12 protein-coding genes and 1 pseudogene are annotated in these 17,929 nt (G+C 47.1%); 6 read left to right on the top strand and 7 right to left on the bottom strand.

The window, feature by feature from the left end; all coding sequences use genetic code 11:
• Positions 1-170: 170 nt before the first annotated feature.
• The 4 genes from glyS to U2F10_RS07285 all read right to left on the bottom strand — a co-directional run bounded on the left by glyS (position 171) and on the right by U2F10_RS07285 (position 5,857).
• Complete coding sequence (gene glyS / locus U2F10_RS07300) at positions 171-2,318, bottom strand: glycine--tRNA ligase subunit beta (protein WP_499871504.1); 2,148 nt, start codon at positions 2,316-2,318, stop codon at positions 171-173.
• A 161-nt stretch (positions 2,319-2,479) separates the two neighbouring features.
• On the bottom strand, positions 2,480-2,674 hold the full coding sequence (locus U2F10_RS07295; protein WP_499057383.1) for a 4-oxalocrotonate tautomerase: 195 nt from the start codon (positions 2,672-2,674) through the stop codon (positions 2,480-2,482).
• A 75-nt stretch (positions 2,675-2,749) separates the two neighbouring features.
• Positions 2,750-3,016, bottom strand: coding sequence for a hypothetical protein (locus tag U2F10_RS07290; protein WP_499871503.1), 267 nt, complete (start codon positions 3,014-3,016; stop codon positions 2,750-2,752).
• 135 nt (positions 3,017-3,151) lie between these two features.
• Positions 3,152-5,857, bottom strand: coding sequence for a TIGR02921 family PEP-CTERM protein (locus U2F10_RS07285; RefSeq protein ID WP_499871502.1), 2,706 nt, complete (start codon positions 5,855-5,857; stop codon positions 3,152-3,154).
• Between the two features lie 632 nt (positions 5,858-6,489).
• Between U2F10_RS07285 and U2F10_RS07280 the strand changes: the two genes are divergently transcribed.
• Entirely contained in the window at positions 6,490-6,681 is a 192-nt protein-coding gene (locus tag U2F10_RS07280) for a hypothetical protein (RefSeq protein ID WP_163669102.1), read from the top strand.
• 323 nt (positions 6,682-7,004) lie between these two features.
• Positions 7,005-7,205: pseudogene (locus tag U2F10_RS07275) on the top strand (hypothetical protein); the annotation flags it as partial.
• 76 nt (positions 7,206-7,281) lie between these two features.
• Here U2F10_RS07275 and U2F10_RS07270 read toward each other — a convergent pair.
• Positions 7,282-8,196, bottom strand: a complete 915-nt coding sequence (locus U2F10_RS07270) for a branched-chain amino acid transaminase (protein WP_163669107.1) — start codon at positions 8,194-8,196, stop codon at positions 7,282-7,284.
• 283 nt (positions 8,197-8,479) lie between these two features.
• Positions 8,480-9,307, bottom strand: a complete 828-nt coding sequence (locus U2F10_RS07265) for a metallophosphoesterase (RefSeq protein WP_163669109.1) — start codon at positions 9,305-9,307, stop codon at positions 8,480-8,482.
• Between the two features lie 379 nt (positions 9,308-9,686).
• Between U2F10_RS07265 and U2F10_RS07260 the strand changes: the two genes are divergently transcribed.
• The 3 genes from U2F10_RS07260 to U2F10_RS07250 all read left to right on the top strand — a co-directional run bounded on the left by U2F10_RS07260 (position 9,687) and on the right by U2F10_RS07250 (position 14,069).
• Positions 9,687-11,612, top strand: a complete 1,926-nt coding sequence (locus tag U2F10_RS07260) for an AMP-dependent synthetase/ligase (RefSeq protein WP_499871501.1) — start codon at positions 9,687-9,689, stop codon at positions 11,610-11,612.
• Between the two features lie 490 nt (positions 11,613-12,102).
• On the top strand, positions 12,103-12,543 hold the full coding sequence (locus tag U2F10_RS07255) for a YlqD family protein (protein ID WP_163669113.1): 441 nt from the start codon (positions 12,103-12,105) through the stop codon (positions 12,541-12,543).
• A 230-nt stretch (positions 12,544-12,773) separates the two neighbouring features.
• On the top strand, positions 12,774-14,069 hold the full coding sequence (locus U2F10_RS07250) for a dihydrolipoamide acetyltransferase family protein (protein WP_499871499.1): 1,296 nt from the start codon (positions 12,774-12,776) through the stop codon (positions 14,067-14,069).
• 302 nt (positions 14,070-14,371) lie between these two features.
• On the opposite strand, the gene U2F10_RS07245 is transcribed toward U2F10_RS07250, so the two are convergent.
• A complete protein-coding gene (locus U2F10_RS07245) occupies positions 14,372-14,503 on the bottom strand; it encodes a hypothetical protein (protein WP_284681998.1) in 132 nt (43 codons plus the stop codon).
• A gap of 272 nt (positions 14,504-14,775) precedes the next feature.
• Between U2F10_RS07245 and U2F10_RS07240 the strand changes: the two genes are divergently transcribed.
• Entirely contained in the window at positions 14,776-17,748 is a 2,973-nt protein-coding gene (locus tag U2F10_RS07240; protein ID WP_499057399.1) for an NB-ARC domain-containing protein, read from the top strand.
• The last annotated feature ends 181 nt before the right edge of the window (positions 17,749-17,929 follow it).

Genomic DNA, 17,929 nt, shown 5'->3' with positions numbered 1-17,929 from the left:
GTGGGCCGTAAAGAATAAAGGAAATTTTTTGGCCCTGCTCTAATCTGCTAAAGCGTTACAGTTCAACGTTGCCTACATTAACTAGGATATGCGTCCCTAAAACTTATGAAGCAGATTTAGTTCTGTGAAGCCTGTTCACTGGGAATCACTCCCCTCCCTGTCCCTATTCCCTAGCCTTTAACAATCGCCCCAAAATCCGCCAGTACCCTGGCATGGTTGCGCAGTAGACTCAGCAAATTCAGTCGATTTTGGCGAATGGCAGCGTCATCATCCATAACCAGTACGCTATTGGGACCATCAAAGAACTCAGCCACCACCGGAGCCGCTTTCTTAAGACCGTCAATTAACTTTTGATAGTCACGCTCTGCCTGAGCAGCTTGGGTTTGGGGCACTAGCTGTTGCAGAGTTTCGTGGAAGGCTGTCTCGGAAGGGGATTGGAAAAGGCTGGCATCAACAACACCTGCGGGGTCCAGAGTAGCGGTGTCTAGGTCGCCCTTGGTGGCTAGCTTAGACGCCCGGTTTACAGTTTCGTAGACGCTGGCGAGGGTGCTATTGGTGCGGATTTCCTCAAGGAAACGGGCGCGGGCGCGAGCATCGAGAAGGCTGCTCAGCATGCGCTGACGGTAGTCAAGGTCCCCATCACCGACGACGGCATTGACCAAGTCGTAGTCAATGGCCTCATCGTCTTGCAGTAGGGTATGTACACGCTGGGCAAAGAAATCCTCTAGCTCGTGCTGTAGCTCATCGACATCGACATTGACGCCATCACGGTCGGCAGCAAAGCTGACAATCACATCTTTGAGCAATGCACTCAGGTTTAGACTCAGCTCACCCGCCCAAATGATATGGACAACAGCGTTAGCGGCACGACGCAGGGCAAATGGGTCGGAGGAACCCGTTGGCTTCATGCCCAGGCTGAAAATGCTCACCAGGGTGTCAATTCGGTCAGCGAGGCCCACCACCTGACCGGTTAAAGTCTGGGGCAGGCTGTCCCCTGCACCTTTGGGTAGGTAATGCTCAGAAATAGCCGTGGCAACGGCGTCTGGTTCTTGGCTGTGGCGGGCATACTTTTCGCCCATGATGCCTTGCAGCTCAGGAAACTCGCCCACCATTTGGGTGACGAGGTCGGCTTTACAGAGCAGGGCAGCCCGATTGGCAAGCTCGGTTTGGGTAGCGTCCAGGTTGAGTTGGGTTGCGATCGCATTCGCCACACCCACAATTCTGTCCACCTTCTGGCGCACGGAACCCAGCCGTTCCTCAAAGGTAACCATCTCTAACTTAGGCAGGTAGTCCGCCAGGGTTTGAGTACGGTCAGCATTAAAGAAGAACATCCCGTCAGACAGGCGGGCACGAATAACGCGACCATTACCCTCAGCGATAATGGCTGATTTCTCTGGGTCACCGTTAGAAATGGTGATGAAATTCGGCAGTAAGCTATCGCCCGACTTCAGCGGAAAATAACGCTGGTGGCTTTCCATCTCGGTAATGGCCACTTCAGAGGGCAGTTCTAGAAACTCCTCATCATATTTGCCAACAACAGCGGTGGGCCACTCCACCAGGTTAATCACCTCATCCAGCAAGCCTGGGTTGACAATAGCTTCGCCACTGACTGACTTCGCCGCGTCTTCCACTTGAGCCAAAATTTTCTGGCGACGCTCTTCAGGATCCACATCCACATAGATGGACTTCATGGCGTCAACGTAGCCAGTGGCGCTCTCTAGAGTAATCGGTTCAGGGTGGAGGACGCGGTGGCCTTGGGAGGTGCGATCGCTACGACACGTTTCAGACCCATTTGTCAGCGTAATCGGCAGCACCTGGTCATCCATCAGCGTCACCAACCAGCGCACTGGACGAGGAAACTTCAGATCACCATCACCCCAGCGCATAAACCGCTTACCCTCTAGACCCAGAATCCATTGAGGTATCAACTCAGCCAGAATTTCAGTAGCCGCCCGCCCAGCAATTTTCTGAGTGACAAAAATAAACTCACCCTTTTTAGTTTCACGAATCTCAAAATCATCGATGCTGACACCACGGGAGCGAGCAAACCCCTCAGCCGCCTTAGTCGGTTTCCCCTCCTTAAAAGCAGCCTTCACAGATGGACCCTTGGCTTCCTCTTCACGGTCAGGCTGACGCTCAGGTATCCCGTTCAGCACTAATGCCAACCGCCGTGGCGTGCCATAGAACTCAATGCTCTCCGGACTAAGCAACTGCTCCTCCAACTCCGCAGGAATCTTCGCTTTCCATTGTTCAAGAGCATCGCTAACAAAACTAGCTGGGAGGTCTTCAGTACCGACTTCAAGTAAGAAGGTCGCCATGGGTGCGCTAAAAAGGTCGAGTAAAACCTTAGTATTATGGCAGGAATAAGGAGTTGTGGAACGTTGACTTCGACTCCGCTCAGTCAACGTCGACACTCGAGGGCTAAGCGGAGTCGAGTCATAATCCGAGAGCTGAGCGGAGTCGAAGCCCGGCGCTTCTATTAATCAGGAAACTTATCCGAACATAGCTCCCCACCGACACCCCAATTCTCCTTCTTCACATCCTCAATAACAACATATATAGACTGCTCACTACAGCCCGCAATGCGAGCAGTCTCGCGAGTCAGCACCTTCACCAACTCCCGTTTTTGCTCAATGGTTCTACCAGGCAAAATCTCAACACGAATAATTGGCATAGAACGTCAGTATTGGGATAGTCAGCCTCACCAGAGTAGACCGAATACCCATAAGTTCCCAATGCCCATCAACGTCTATTTATCCTTCTGAACACTGAGTTGAGCCTCTAAAGCAAGCCAATCCTCATCTGTGGCAGCTTCCCAAAGCGTTAGGTCTTCCTCTAGATCATCATTCAATGGTTGCACTGCCTCATCTAATTTGTGGCGCTGCAGCAGAAACTCCACAAAATCCAAAACCTGATGCTGGCTTTGTAAAGGTAGCTGATTCAACCGTTGGACAATGGTATCAGCGATAGTTTGTGATTTTGGGCTCTGTATTGAATTGTCAGGGAGGCGACTCATAGGGGAACTCCACGGGGTGGTAAATGTGCGCTAGTGAATGAATGAGATCGCAAACGACTACCTACAGTTGCAAACGCCATTTTCAAGACCTTCCATAGTCAAGACGTGATGAGGCCACCACATCGTTCCTTTGCGCTATTTGCTAGCCGATTGTTTGCGCTTTAGCAAAATCAACCCAGCAGCGATGATTCCCATGCCCACTACGGAGCCCGGCTCAGGTACAGAGACTGAATTTAGCGGGTTAGACGGATCCGTCAGATCATCCTGACCATCCTCCACTTCACGGTCAAAGCGATCAGCAGCAGCCTCAGCCTGACGCAACAGCTCTCGCTGACGGTCGTTAACTAAGACGAGCATGGAAGAATAAGGCGTCACGATTTGAGTCCGTTTTGCAACAGCGTGTACCCCATCCAAATTCTCCAACTGGGTCATATCCGCCGTACGACTGCGCTGTAGAATCATCTGCCGTGCAGCCACAGGGGCAAACTCATCTGTCTGATCAGTGCCATCACTGGCTGTTACAGACCATTCATAACCATCGATCACATTTTTGTCTAAACGCTGTAGCACAGCGGTAACATCCGTGGCCACTCCGCCACCGCTTGCTTGGATGGCCTCTAACAGTTTGTCGTCATAGGCAGAGGGTAGCTGATGGCCCATGTGCACTAACCACAGGGGCGCAGACAGTTTGGGTAGCTCAAGCTCCTCTTCCGTTAGCTCGTAGCTGCCTGCATCGGTCAGCAACAAGATAGCGTCGTAAGTTTTTGGTAGGCGCTGTGCCTCAAACTGTTGCAGCATCTCTGCCGGTTGCAGACTGCCGTAGGGAACAATCAGGTCCAAGGAGTTGAGATCGTCGCTAGGTGTCAAGGTCTCCCCAGTGGCCGTTGTCCGATAAAAGTCTATGGTGTTTTGCGTTTGGATCGTTTCAAGCTGTTGCAAGGCTTCAGCATGGGCACCGTTATCCATACTGTAGGAAGTGTCTAAGATAGCCGCGATTCTTTTTCCGCCTGGTACGACAGTTTTGGCTACCGGTGTTGCCGTAACCTGATAGCCTTCCGCTAGCTGCACCTGGTGAGCCGTGGGTTTGGCCTTCTTCCTAGCCTGAAGGGTGGGTTCAAACCAGGTATCTTCACTCACCAGGACGTTTTTGCCCCGCCGCTGATGAATAGTTTTGTCAGTCCAGAAGATATTGCGTTTTTCGGTGAGCTGGGGCAAAGGCCAGGCACCGTCTTGCTGGAGTACCTGATAGGTCATCCATAGGTGTAGCTCACCAGGTTCTTTTGTAGATACGGCAGCAGGAATCGGAAAGACACGCAGACGATATTGACGGGGACCAACTTGTTCCAGTAATGCCGGGTCTTCTGCCCGTTGGGTTTCTGCCCGTTCAACTTCACCTTTATAGACCTGTTGGGCAGCACCACGGGGCGATACGGTGAAGGGAAAGCGAGAACCATCTTTCGCTTCGGCCAACCAGAGACCCGTAATGGTGGCACTTTCCGGTAATGAGAAGCTGTAGAAAATCTCTTGGGCGTCAGCAGTTTTGTTTTCGTATTGCTCGTAAACTTCAAGTTCAGCCCAGTCGCCATTTTCTTCTACAGTGACTGTCTGTTCTGCCAGACGAATGACCTTTTGGTCCAGGTTAAGCACACCAGCCTGGGTTTCGTCTCGGTTGGCGGTTGCTTGGAGGGCGTTACGGATTTCGGTGCGTTCTGCCTTTTGAATGGACGTATCAAAAAAGCTGGTGTAGAGCGCTTCTGCTTTGGCATCATCGTTGCGATCGCCTTTATACAAAAACGGTGACAGCAGCGCATTATGAAAGTCTTGGAATACCTGAGCATCGGTTTCTGGCATATCAAAAACCGCCTTATACATTTCCCTCAGCTGATTGCTTTCTTCAGCAGTACCGAGATAGCGATAGCGGAACAGATAGCCGTGTACTAGCCCCTTGCGAATAGTTTCTGACTGTTTGACCAGGGTTAAACGGTCAGCTGGAGTTTGCGGTGCAGGTCCATCTAACAAGCTAAAGGCTTGGGCCTGGGGCTGGGGCAGTTGCAATAGCCCGAAGAGCAAACAGCTGATGCCAACGACAACGCCAGTAACAGCCCAGCCATGGCCGTGCTGTTTAGTAAACGCTTTACGAATGCGATGCCAGGAGAGCGCATAAAAATTGACGAAAACGTAGGGCATGGAAACAAGCACCAAGGCGCTTGAACCCCATAATACGAGGAAGAGAAAACCGACAAGAATTAAGTGAGGCTGGCTTAGCATCCGGCCTATTTCTTGTAACCACCACCACCAGTCAATATTTAATAGTCCCGTTATGGTGCCGTAGATCAGAACGCATAGGGCAGGCACAGTGTAGAGCAGCAGTAGTGTGCCTGCATACAGGCCAGTGAACAGGATTAAGCTGTGGCCAATCATTTGTGCCCAGGCCAATCGCGGTCGGTAGGCGGCATAGCCAGCCAGAGTTTCGATGGCAAACATGGCAATGGCAGCTAGCACCGTTATTAGGATATGGGCACTGGCTGGGGTGGTGTCACGAATAAGGAATAACCGCAGCAGGCACAGGCCAAATAGGGGCACTTCCACACCGTAAAACAACCGCATCAGTAATATCGGATGTTTGCGCAGCCATTTGCCGCCGACCACGGTGCAGATTGGGGGTACCACCAGCATGCCAAGAATGCTAGCGACAAAGGCGGGTGGAATTTCGCCCATGCGAGCGGCTTCGAGGATGGGGAGTCCTGCCACTGGCAGTAGCCAGAAATAGATAAAGCCAATAAAGGCAATGTTCCAGACCCAGAAGATAGTGTGAGATAGCCAGTGGAGCGCGGTTTTCATGACTTATGCAAGGAATAACGCAGACTGTTTGGTTTGACACAACCCGGCTAAAGGGCTTTACGGGCAAAGGCTGGAAACTTTATAGGGATTTCACGTTGAGCCTCAAAAAGTTAGCAATACCTTGCCACCTAAGGATTCCAAGTTTTATTAGTGCAAATACACTTCCTCAGGAGGGGATGAAGTGATTCCTAGGGGTGTTGGAGGTGCGTAGTGGAGTCTTGAAATTATTTGTGGTTAATAAAAATTTCTCTTCGTGGGAAGGCTATTGCGAAGGCGGGGTGGGTTTCGATTGCTAACACTAGTAACCGAAACCCGCCTCGCGAATTCTACTGGGAACGGAAAGATCGTAGTAGATGTCCTGAGCAGATGATTGCTGGGTCGAGACAGAATTCTGATCTGGCTCAACTAGCAACTTAAGTACTTTAACAACTGCTCGCTGGACACTATGACGGATCAAGACCATGGGCTTATGTGTCCACTGGTGGCTACAAAATCTGAATTTTGAGGTAAGAGAATTGGCTGTGGGTATGGCCTGCTAGCAAATCAAAGGACTGTAGGGAGGTCCTTGTTTAACCAAATTCATCAATTTTTTCTGGTTTCAGGTCTACAGTAATGTTTCTCCATATTTCAGTTTGTTAATCCTTGATAGCATTAATTTCACAGATGACTTTCCTCTGATTTTCAATGCAGCTTTGCCTTTTGCTTTAACGACTTATAAAGACCGCGATCTCAACTGTTTGTCTGCTGTGCTTAGAGATCGCTATCCCGAAACCTTTGAATCACTGGAAGCAGCAGAAAAGTTTGTTAATGAGCAGCATTGGTAATACTCGTCACGTAGCTCAGTCAAACCACACAAACAGTACCTCCAACCCTAAACAAGTTCTACCATTCGCTGTGTTTTATTCAAGGCCTGTTATAGCGTAGCCAGTATTATCAAAAAACAAGCTCTATTGATTGTTTCGCCTTAGTCTGACATAAAAACAGTCAATCAATTATGAAAAATCTTGAGTATTATGGTGCAATCTGTTGTCAAAAAAACAAAAATATCTGGCTTTCATGTTCACTACGACAACTTTAATTAGTGACCAGCGGATTGCGCCCACACAGCTCAGTATGTTGAAAATCTGTCCTAGTAAATGGTAAAAATCTCTGCCAAATTCTATACTCTATGGCAGCCGATGTAGGACTGGCCCTAAATGACACTCACGCTGCTAAAGATAGCTGGGCAGAAACGCCAGTGACAAAACGGTCTCAAACTCTTCTCAGTATTGCCGACCGCATGGCCGACCGCATGGTGGGACGAGGATTTTATGAGGAAAAAATTATTGTTTGGAGAGGCGTTCCATAGAACGCCTGTACATCAAAAGGTGGGGCCTAACTGATTGCTTATTCTTGGGGACCAGAGGTAATTATCTTTAGGAAGATCAGGTTAGGTCGATGCCAAATACCCAGTCTTTGTATTGTGGGTCTCGTCCTTCTGTAATAGCTGAGAGTTTTTCGCGAATTTTATCGGTGATGGGTCGCACTGTTGATAGCGTGTAATTCTCCACCTGTCGTACTGGGGTTACCTTGGCTGCAGTACCGCTGAGAAATACTTCATCGGCAATCAGCAACTCTGATTTATCTACAGGGCGTTCAATGACATCGATACCTAAATCTTGAGCGACCTGGAGTACGCTGTCACGGGTGATACCTTCTAGAATGTCCTGCTCAAAACCGGGGGCAATTAGTTTGCCATTGCGCACAATAAAAATGTTCATCCCTGAGGCTTCGCTGACTTTACCTTGGGAGTTCATCAAAATGGCTTCGTCAAAGCCTGCTTCGACGGCCTCAGTCTTGGCTAGGGAAGAGGTAATGTAAGCGCCGCTAATTTTGCCTCGCAACGGCAGACTGCGATCTTCCTGGCGATACCAGGAACTAACCCGACAACTGACACCCTCTGGTGAGAGATAATCCCCAAGTTCCAGACCATAGACGAAAAAGTCTTTTTTTACGTTATGTAGTCGAGGGGCAATGCCCAGGTCTGAGGTGTATACAAAGGGCCGAATGTAGAAGGATGTTTTGGGGCTGTTGTGCTTTACAAATTCTGTAATTACATGCTGAATTTTGTCCGCCGGTAAATCAAAATTCAGCAATCGAGCACTTTTACTTAGGCGGGTACAGTGGCGATCTAACCGAAATAGCAAGACCCGATTTTCATTCTGAGGATCGGGAATGCCGCGTAAGCCACCAAAGGCACCTGTACCGTAGTGCAATGCATGGGTGGCAATGGAAATTTTGGCATCTTCAAATGGACAAAACTGACCCTCAAAATAGGAAATCGGCAGAAAGTTGTGCATTGGCTCGGCAGCTTCAAGAAATTGTTCTACCTAGGATAGAGGAGTTCTTGAGTAAACGGAAAGTTGGTAGGGGGTAATGTTGGGGTTCCTTAAGATTTTGGAGAGGGAAAGTTTTGAGTTCATTAGGAGTAAGCGATTAATAGAATCTGGAACGTCTTTACATTCAAAAATTGGGCCTTAGTAATTTTCCTTCCTTGGTTTTGAGTTAATGCCCATTGGCTTGGTAATACCCTGTTTCAGGCAACTCACTCAAAATTCAAAATTTAGGACTCAAAACTAAACATTAGACCAGAGTGATCGCCGTAATTTCTGGATTACAAAACAACCGTCCTGGGGCATAGCTGCCCAGGCCACGATTTACATAGAGTAAATTCTGGCCTACTCTGTGCAGGCCCATGGCCCATTCCCAGTGGTCGACGACGCTGGCGCATTTGTCGCTCAGGTAGGGGATATTGCTTTTTCGGAGTATTGTGGGCAGTCGCTTGCGGAACTGGAACCAGTGACGGGCGACGTTGCCGATGCCGGGTAGGATGATTTGACCGCCGTGGGTATGGCCGGATAGCTGTAGATCGACGCGCCAGGGCATCATGTGTTCGGCGGTGTCGGGATTGTGGGAGAGGACGATGCGCGGCAATGTGGTGGGTAGCTGGTCTAGGACAGTTGGGGTAAAGTCGCGGTTGTAGTAGTCGGCTAGGCCGACCAAGGCGAGGTCATTTCCGAGGGGATAGTCGATTTGATTCCAAAGGACTCTGATATTGATGTCGATTAGGGCCTTAGTGACGATGCCTCGAGCCATGGGCCAGTAATTATCGTGGTTGCCCAGGATGGCATAAGTGGGAAAGGCTTTGGCGAGGGGACTTAGCTGCTTGGCCAGTGGATAAATAGGGTCGGGTTCGGCGGTGATGAAATCGCCTGTGAAGACGATTAAATCGGGGTTGAGGGTGGAGACGGTTGCGATCGCATCGGCCAATGTTTTTTCAGCCAGGCACTTTCCGTCGTAGTGAAAATCCGATAGCTGCACAATGACCGTGCCCTGGAGTCGCTCAGGTAAATCCCGAATAGGTACTTCCAGGGTTTCAACCGTTAGCGGACCAACAAATAAAGGGCGCATAGTTTCAGGAACGAAAGATTCGTTACTTAACTTAACTTCTGATGTTTAGCCTGACCATGGTGGCTTGTCATGGCCCATTGTCAACTTTGACAGTTGCCGGACTGGTCTATGTAAGGCTATGGGTGCAGAGTTTATCGATGAAATTATAAAATCCACGTGAGTTTAATTTTGAGTTCTTAGTTCTAAATAAATTTGGATATCAACTTAAACTGAAAAACTCTGACCAGGTAGGGAATCAAGCATCAGAAGTCAGTGATGTCCCGATTCCTAGCTTCTGATTCCTGAGCATTATCCTGGGGGAAACGTTCTGATTTGAGTTGATACCTTTAAACTAAACTCACCCAAGGCACTTTTAGATACCGTTTTACAGGACGTTTTTATGACTGCTGCCACACTTACGCCCCAGGAACAAAGTAATCTTGCCCAAGCGATTGACTACAGTCATGTCCAGTCGGTGGCTGGCATCTGGCCCATCGTTGCTGAGCGCTTTTCCAACCAAATCGCCCTGGAAGATCCCCACAGTACCCCCCAGCTAAAGCTGACCTATGGTGAGTTAAACGAACAAATTAAACAGTTTGCTGCCAGTCTACAAACACTGGGCATTAACCCCCAGGACAAAATTGCTCTCTTTTCAGATAATCAGCCCCGCTGGCTAGTGGCTGACCAGGGAATCATGACCGTTGGAGCGGTGGATGCTGTGCGCGGTTCCCAAGCTGATAAAGATGAACTCGCTTACATCCTTGAAAATAGTGATGCTGTGGCGATGATTGTGCAGGATCAAGCCACCTTGAATAAGCTAGCCGACTGCCTTGGGGATAAAAATCTACGGTTTATTGGGCTGCTGTCGGATGAAACGCCTCAGCTAGAGACGACGACCAAACTGCTGAATTTTACACAGCTGATGGAGCTGGGGGTCGGTGTGGAGCTGGAAGCTGTGAAATGCGATCGCACCGACCTCGCCACTTTAATGTACACCTCTGGCACCTCCGGCAGACCCAAGGGCGTCATGCTCAGTCAAGATAACCTACTATCCCAAATTTCAGGGGCCTGTAGTGTCGTGCATCCCAAGCCGGGCTCCAAAGTCATGAGTATCCTGCCCATCTGGCACTGCTATGAACGCACCTTTGAATATTTCACCCTGTCCCAGGGCGTACAACAGGTGTACACCAATATTCGCCACGTCAAAAAAGACCTCAAAGCCTACAAACCTAATTACATGGTGGGTGTCCCTCGACTGTGGGAGTCCATCTATGAAGGCGTACAAAAACAGTTTCGCGAGCAACCCGAAAGTAAGCAAAAACTGATCAACTTTTTTCTACACCAGAGCCAGCGCTACATAGCCGCCAAGCGCATTGCCGAGAACCTTAGCCTCGACTATAGCCCCAGCGCCTTTGACCGAGCCATGGCCAGCATTCAGTGCGCCGTCCTCTTACCCTTCCATAAGCTGGGCGACTCCATGGTTTACAAAAAAATCCGCGAAGCCACAGGCGGCGACATTAACTTCGTCGTCAGCGGTGGCGGTTCCATTGCCGATCACCTGGAAGACTTCTATGAAATCATCGACGTTGCCATTCTCGGTGGCTATGGTCTCACCGAAACCTCTCCCATCACCCACGTACGTCGCCCCTGGCAAAACCTGCGAGGGGCCGACGGTCAACCCCTACCCGGCACCGAAACCCGCATTGTCGACCTAGACAGCCGTCAAGACGTCCCCCAGGGTCAGAAAGGCCTTGTACTAGTCCGTGGTCCCCAAATCATGCAGGGGTACTACAAAAATCCTGACGCCACCAGCAAAGCCATCGATCCCGACGGCTGGTTCGACACAGGTGACCTTGGCAAAATTACTGCCAACGGCGATCTGGTCATCACCGGTCGTGCCAAAGATACCATTGTCCTCACCAGCGGTGAAAATATCGAACCCCAGCCCATCGAGAACGCCTGTGCCCGCAGCAAGTACATCGATCAGATCATGCTTGTCGGCCAAGACCAAAAAGTCCTTGGAGCCCTGATCGTTCCCAATCTAGAAGCCCTCAGCCAGTGGGCCACCACCCAGGACATTACCATCGACGAAGCCAACCCCGTCGAGTCCCTGAATAACTCTAAAGTCCAAACCCTCTTTAAACAAGAACTTACCCGCGAAGTCAAAGCCCGCCCTGGCCATCGCCCCGATGAACGCATTGGCCCCTTTACGCTGTTAAGCGAACCGTTCTCCATGGAGAACGGTATGCTAACCCAAACCATGAAAATCAAGCGTCCGGTCGTTACCCGCAACTATCAAGACGTTATCGATGGGCTATTCAAATAGGGGATATCTAATAATTACCGTGATTGCGTAATTACAGAATCATGCCATCACGGGGTTGAAAAATCGTATAGGTTATCCCGGGTCACCCACAGGGGGATGTCCCTAAGATATATATGTGGAGCGATAGAGAAAATCCAAAGAATCTATAGGTTATTCCAGGGCACCCACAAGGGGATGCCCCTACAAGATATGCAGGTCAGAATCTACAAAATCGACCCCGCCGTAACGTCTGTCTACGCAATGTGGGATACCCTTATACGTTGGGTCGTAGGGTGGCGTCCCGGCCCTACCCAGGGAAACCCCAGTTTGCCTAAACGAGATCCTAACTACTTCCGGAAAGGACACACAGATGGCCCCCAATCAACCCCTTAAATATCCTCCCCGAGTCCCTCAAACCCATAGAAAATCTTGCAAAAGTCCCCTTTCCTACCGGAGAGGGTAATATACCTAGTGAAATTGATCACTAAAACCAGTCTTTATTTATAGTTTCATGGACGCTTCGCAATCCCAACTACTCCTAAAACGAGTCATCAACGTCAAAGCCGTCGTTACCCCACTTTGGAAAGAAGAAGCCCAAAATCAACTACAAAAGCAGATCAACGGCATTGACAGTCGCCTACAACAACTCGAAATGCAAGGCCAGCGCATGGTAACTGAGCTACAAAAGCAAGAAGCCAACGAAGCTGTGCAAAAACAAATGGCCGCTGTACAAAATAAAATCAACGAAGACAAAAACAAGCTACTTCAGCAAAAGAACCAGGTTTTACAGCAGCTACAGCAAGTTCAAACCCTAGAACTCAACAAAGAAGTCAGCCAAGGCCAGATCGATGGTTTCTTCAAGGTGTCCACTGGCGATAACCTCGTCAAAAAAATGCAAGTAGAAATCCTACTACGTGACGGTGTCATTGAAGAAATTCGCGGTGAACTATAGGTTGGGGCTTACCCATTATTAGGTGTGTATCCCTAAATCCAAAGAGAGAAGTAAGCTCCAGCCTACGCACAAACATAAAATTTATATTCGACACCAATCGTGACTTCGCGGTTGGTTTTTTATTTTGCTGTCCATTTAATTTAATGACACAAAGTCTTTTAGAATAAGATGCTGGCGCGCCTTTACGGTTCGTTAATTTATTTGTTGTCCATCCGTCCTGGAATTTTCCAATGATTCGCGAAGTGTTCATGCCCGCCCTTAGCTCAACCATGACTGAGGGCAAGATCGTTTCTTGGACAAAAAGCCCTGGTGACAAGGTAGAAAAGGGTGAAACCGTTGTCATCGTTGAGTCTGACAAGGCTGACATGGACGTCGAATCGTTCTATGAAGGGTATCTGGCCACTATCGTTGTAGAAGCTGGTGGTGTTGCGCCAGTGGGGAGTGCGATCGCACTCCTAGCCGAAACCGACGCCGAAATTGAAGAAGCCAAAAAGCAAGGCGCTGCCGCTGCCGCTGCCCCAGCCACTGCTCCAGCTCCTACCCCCGAACCCGTCGCCACCGCGCCTGCTGCACAAAACGATAATGGTGCTGCTGCTACCGCCACCACCGCCACCAGTGGCCGCCTCATCGCTTCACCCCGTGCCAAAAAGCTGGCTAAGCAACTCAAAGTTGATATCAAAACCCTAGTGGGGTCTGGTCCCCACGGTCGCATCGTCGCTCAGGATGTTGAAAAAGCGGCCGGTCAAACACCTACGCCCGTTGCTGCCGCTGCCGTTGCACCTGCTGCCGTTGCCGCCGCTGTTGCACCCGCTGCTTCGATTCCCGCTGCACCCACTGCACCCCCGCCGGTACCTGGTCAGGTGACTCCCTTTAACACCATGCAGCAGGCCGTCGTTCGCAACATGAACGCTAGCCTGACCGTACCTGTCTTCCGCGTCAGCTACAGCATCACCACTAATGCCCTAGATGCGCTGTATCAGCAGATCAAGCCTAAGGGCGTGACCATGACTGGTCTGCTTGCAAAAGCTGTTGCGGTCACCCTAACTAAGCACCCCATCGTCAATGCCAGCTATACCGACGCCGGTATTCAATACAACGGCAGTATTAACGTTGCCGTGGCCGTGGCTATGCCCGATGGCGGTCTGATTACCCCAGTTCTGCGCGGCGCTGATCAGATGGATATCTACTCTTTATCCCGCGCTTGGAAAGACCTCGTTGCTCGCTCCCGTAGTAAGCAACTACAGCCTGAGGAGTACACTACTGGCACCTTTACCCTGTCTAACCTGGGGATGTTTGGTGTTGACAGTTTCGATGCTATTTTGCCCCCTGGCACTGGTTCAATTTTGGCCATTGGCGGCGCTAAGCCCACCGTGGTTGCTGACGAGTACGGCATGATCGGTGTTAAGAAGCAGATGACCGTAAATATGACCTGTGACCACCGCATTATCTATGGTGCTGATGGTGCTGCCTTCTTAAAAGACCTGGCGGATCTAATTGAAAACAATCCTCAGTCCTTGACCCTATAGGATTTGTTTCTGCCCTCTGTAGAGTAGTGAAATCATCAACTAATTTGACATCTTTGATGATCCTTGAAGACATCGCGTTTAAGCAATGCGATGTCTTTTTATAGAGACGTTAGAGCAAGCGATAACTATTGGAATCAAATAGAGCATAGGACGCATTGATATATCCATTCAAGGGGGAATATGCTACATTCTTACATCTTTAACTTATGCTACAAAGTCCTGGATGTCGTAGTTTGGGGCGAGAAAAAGATGCTACATCCGAATGGCACGGACGTAGGTCGAATCAAGCCATCAGTTTAACTTTAAGCACTGAACGCGGTTGCTACATTCTGGGAAAAAGTCACACCCATTTCACATTTACTCAAGATCTGAGCAAAGGGCAGACCGAGACTATCTTGATACTTTTGCTTGAGAATCTCCACACGATTCGGCATAGTAAAGGCAGTAGTATATTGGGGCTTCCAGGTTGTAAGCTTCTCAGATCATCATGTCTGAGGCCTTTTCCGCGACTTTTACGTCAGTGCCATTCTGCTATATAGCAACCTCTTCAGGTAGTGGACCAAACTGCTACAGCTTACAAATAGTCATGTAAAAAGGGGGACATGATAAAAATATGTTTCAGAATATGAAAGTTATAATTGAAATTATGACACGCTTCATTTGAAGAACGCTAAGCTAAATCCAATATAATGCTCGTTTTAAGCTCATGAATCGCCATTCTACATCTAAAAAGATCTTAGTATTGGCAGCTCATCCTAAGAAATCTTCAGAGTTGCGCTTAGGAGAAGAAGTGAGAGAAATTGAAGAAGGGCTTAAGCGTTCACTTCATAGAGATAGCTTTAATTTAATTTCAAGATGGGCTGTAAGGCCAAAAGATTTTCGTAGGCATTTACTAGACATAAACCCACAAATAGTTCATTTTTCTGGACATGGAGTTCACGAGGATGGGATTGTACTAGAAGATGAGTTAGGCGATATACAGTTAGTTTCATCTAAAGCTCTGAAAAGTTTATTTAAGCTCTTTTCTAGCAGGGGGGTTGAGTGCGTGCTACTAAATGCCTGTTATTCAGAGAAACAGGCTGATGCTATTAGTCAGCACATAGATTATGTGATTGGCATGAGTAAAGATATTGATGATGAAGCTGCTATATCTTTCTCAGTAGCTTTTTATGATGCCTTAGGAAATGGTTGGAGTTACGAAGAAGCTTTTGAGTTAGGCTGTAATTCTATCCAAATGGAAGATTGGCCAGACTTTAGTATTCCGATCCTCAAGAAAAGGAGGGAATTGATAGAGGGTAAAGCTAACAGTCATGATATTAAAAATGTTGAAGCAGAAATTTTAAAGCGAAAAGAGCAAAAATTAAAGGAACTAGAGAAGCTGATTGACTCATCAGAAGATGTTAAGAGTCTTCCCAAAGAGATATTCTTAGATTTTTTAGCTCTCCGAGATGAAGTTGAAATATTAAAACAAGTCAATCAAGATGTTGATCAAAAGAGTAATAAAGCAGAGAAAGATTTCTTGAAAGATTCTTACGGGATACCTGAATTACCTGTGGAATTTATTGATCGACCAGAACAGCGTGAAACTATTGAAGAACCACTAAAATCTAGAGAAAGATGGGTCAAAACTGTTGTTATTCAAGGTATGGGTGGCACAGGTAAAACTGTGCTTGCAACTGAAATTGTTAGAAATATTAAAAATAAGTTTGAGAAAGTTATATGGGCCTCAGCAAATGAGTCGCCGATTGATTTAGCTGATTTACTGGATATTGTATTGAGAAAGCTTGATTATCGTTCTGATCAATTAACCTTAGCTCAGAAGCAAGAACAGGTCAATGATTTACTTCGAAAAAAACGATATCTATTAGTGATTGATAGTTTTGAAAGAATAGGAGATGATCGAATTGATAAGTTTTTAGGTGATAAAACCTTTTATCCAAGTAAGATTCTTATCACAACAAGACAATTTTATCCTCAAGCTTCTTGTTTGATAACGCTTGAAGGTTTAACACGTCAGCAAACACGACGAATGCTGGAGCGAGCAAGACTAAAGAAAGGAGTGAAGCACGCTTTTACAACGGATACAGTGAAGGCTATTTATAGTGCGACTGGTGGTTTGCCACTTGCATTGGGGGTGATAATTGGCCTTCTTTCCGAAAATGTGTCTCTCAATGTAATTATTAATAGCCTAACTGGTCGAGGAACAAGTCCAGATGAAGCATTATCAGCAGATGTCTCTAAGGTAGAGGCAATGTTCACAACCTTAATTGGTGCCTCATGGAAAATTGTTAGCAATAATGCTCAAAGAATTCTAATGGGGATGACATTTTTTGCGGCACCTGCTTCAGAACAAGCTATTCAAATTATTAGTGATACTGATCAAGAAGAATTTCGTTCTGAAATTGATCATCTAATAAGGTTGTCACTTTTACATACTCATCGTGAGCAAATGGGTGGCGATGAGTTTCGATATTCTATTCATCCCCTAATTCGTAGTTTCGCAAGTGAAAAGATAAACAGCAACACAAATTTAAAACAAGAAATATATGGTAAGGCCGTTGATTACTTTACCGAACTTATGGAGGAATTAGGTCGTCCAGGCCTAGAATTAACAAAATACAATAAACTGGAGCAAGATTTAAAGAACTGTATTGCTACATTTGATTGGTGTAAAGCTCAAAGAGATTTTGCAAATACGTTTAAAATTGTCGAATCATTACATCATTTTCTGTTTGAACGAGGTTTTTGGGATACCCGTATTCAGATATGCAGTTCTGCATTTAATCTAGAAGATGATTCAACAGATAGGAATCCTGAAATCTCATGGAGATTAGCTTTCAGAGCAGGGTGGGTTTGCAGTCGTCAAAACAACTATGAAGAAGCTAAGCAGTGGCGAAAAAAAGCTAAGTCAAGCTTGAAAAAAGTTGCAACAGATAATGTTTTTTATAAGCTTTATCAGGCCAAAAACCTTCAATTGAGTGCTCTAATTGCCCATGGCGAGGCGATAGAGGCTGTAGAGGAATATAAACAACTTACAATTCCTGAAATGATTGGAGATATCAATAATCTCTTTGAACAATCAAACAATTATCATGATGAGGCTCGTCAACTACTGACACAGTATCTACAGGAACATGGCCTGACTTGGTCTTCAGAGGAGCCGGAGTACACTATTTCAATTACTGACTCTAATCAAGGAGATTTGGCTGTTGATAGAGGTCATTGGAATAACATTATTAATCAAAAAGATGAGAGCATAAAATATTATGAGATTGCTCAAAAATTATATTCTAAAGTCTTAGATGATGCACAAAATAGTAACTGGAGAAACAGAGATGCATTTATAGCATTTAGTGCAGCTAATTTAGGTCATGTTGAAATTTGGCTAGGTCAGAAGCCTCTTGAGGAGATCAAACGACGTTTTGATAAAGCACTCCAGATAGCTCAATATATTGGTAGAGACCATACCATTGCATGGTGTTATCGTGGATATGGTTTAATTGCTAGGCGATTAGCTAAGAATGAATCATCGATACGTAAAAAGAAGAAGAAACTGAAAGAAGCTTTAGAACAACTTAGTGATGCTTTAGATATTTTCGAAAGAATCGGACGTAGAGAGAGGGTTACAGAAACTCGAAAAGCCTTGCTTGAAGTAGAAACAGCTTTAGGTGCTTTATAACCTCTTAAGTCGTTTTGAGAAATATGATTTTTCTTCAAAGTCAATTTTCTGAAAATCGAACTATTTCTCAATTCTATAGGTCTTGTAGAGATTAGAGATTAATGATACTTTTAAAATTTCTGCTATAAAATTAAGGCAAATTTCAGACCTTGAAGAATTTCTCTAGAATATAAAGCATATC

It is taken from the genome of Leptothoe sp. EHU-05/26/07-4 (genome assembly GCF_043421015.1).
GTDB classification, from domain to species: domain Bacteria; phylum Cyanobacteriota; class Cyanobacteriia; order Phormidesmidales; family Phormidesmidaceae; genus Leptothoe; species Leptothoe turfae.
The sequence above is the reverse complement of the archived record's forward strand: the minus strand, read 5'-3'. Positions and strand labels throughout refer to the sequence as shown.

Bases quoted from the DNA above. Each gene is read 5' to 3' on its own strand.
- U2F10_RS07245 (WP_284681998.1), bottom strand. From the start codon at position 14,503: ATGCCGAATCGTGTGGAGATTCTCAAGCAAAAGTATCAAGATAGTCTC.
- U2F10_RS07265 (WP_163669109.1), bottom strand. From the start codon at position 9,307: ATGCGCCCTTTATTTGTTGGTCCGCTAACGGTTGAAACCCTGGAAGTA.
- glyS (WP_499871504.1), bottom strand. From the start codon at position 2,318: ATGGCGACCTTCTTACTTGAAGTCGGTACTGAAGACCTCCCAGCTAGT.
- U2F10_RS07240 (WP_499057399.1), top strand. From the start codon at position 14,776: ATGAATCGCCATTCTACATCTAAAAAGATCTTAGTATTGGCAGCTCAT.
- U2F10_RS07250 (WP_499871499.1), top strand. From the start codon at position 12,774: ATGATTCGCGAAGTGTTCATGCCCGCCCTTAGCTCAACCATGACTGAG.
- U2F10_RS07290 (WP_499871503.1), bottom strand. From the start codon at position 3,016: ATGAGTCGCCTCCCTGACAATTCAATACAGAGCCCAAAATCACAAACT.
- U2F10_RS07285 (WP_499871502.1), bottom strand. From the start codon at position 5,857: ATGAAAACCGCGCTCCACTGGCTATCTCACACTATCTTCTGGGTCTGG.
- U2F10_RS07295 (WP_499057383.1), bottom strand. From the start codon at position 2,674: ATGCCAATTATTCGTGTTGAGATTTTGCCTGGTAGAACCATTGAGCAA.
- U2F10_RS07260 (WP_499871501.1), top strand. From the start codon at position 9,687: ATGACTGCTGCCACACTTACGCCCCAGGAACAAAGTAATCTTGCCCAA.
- U2F10_RS07270 (WP_163669107.1), bottom strand. From the start codon at position 8,196: ATGCACAACTTTCTGCCGATTTCCTATTTTGAGGGTCAGTTTTGTCCA.
- U2F10_RS07255 (WP_163669113.1), top strand. From the start codon at position 12,103: ATGGACGCTTCGCAATCCCAACTACTCCTAAAACGAGTCATCAACGTC.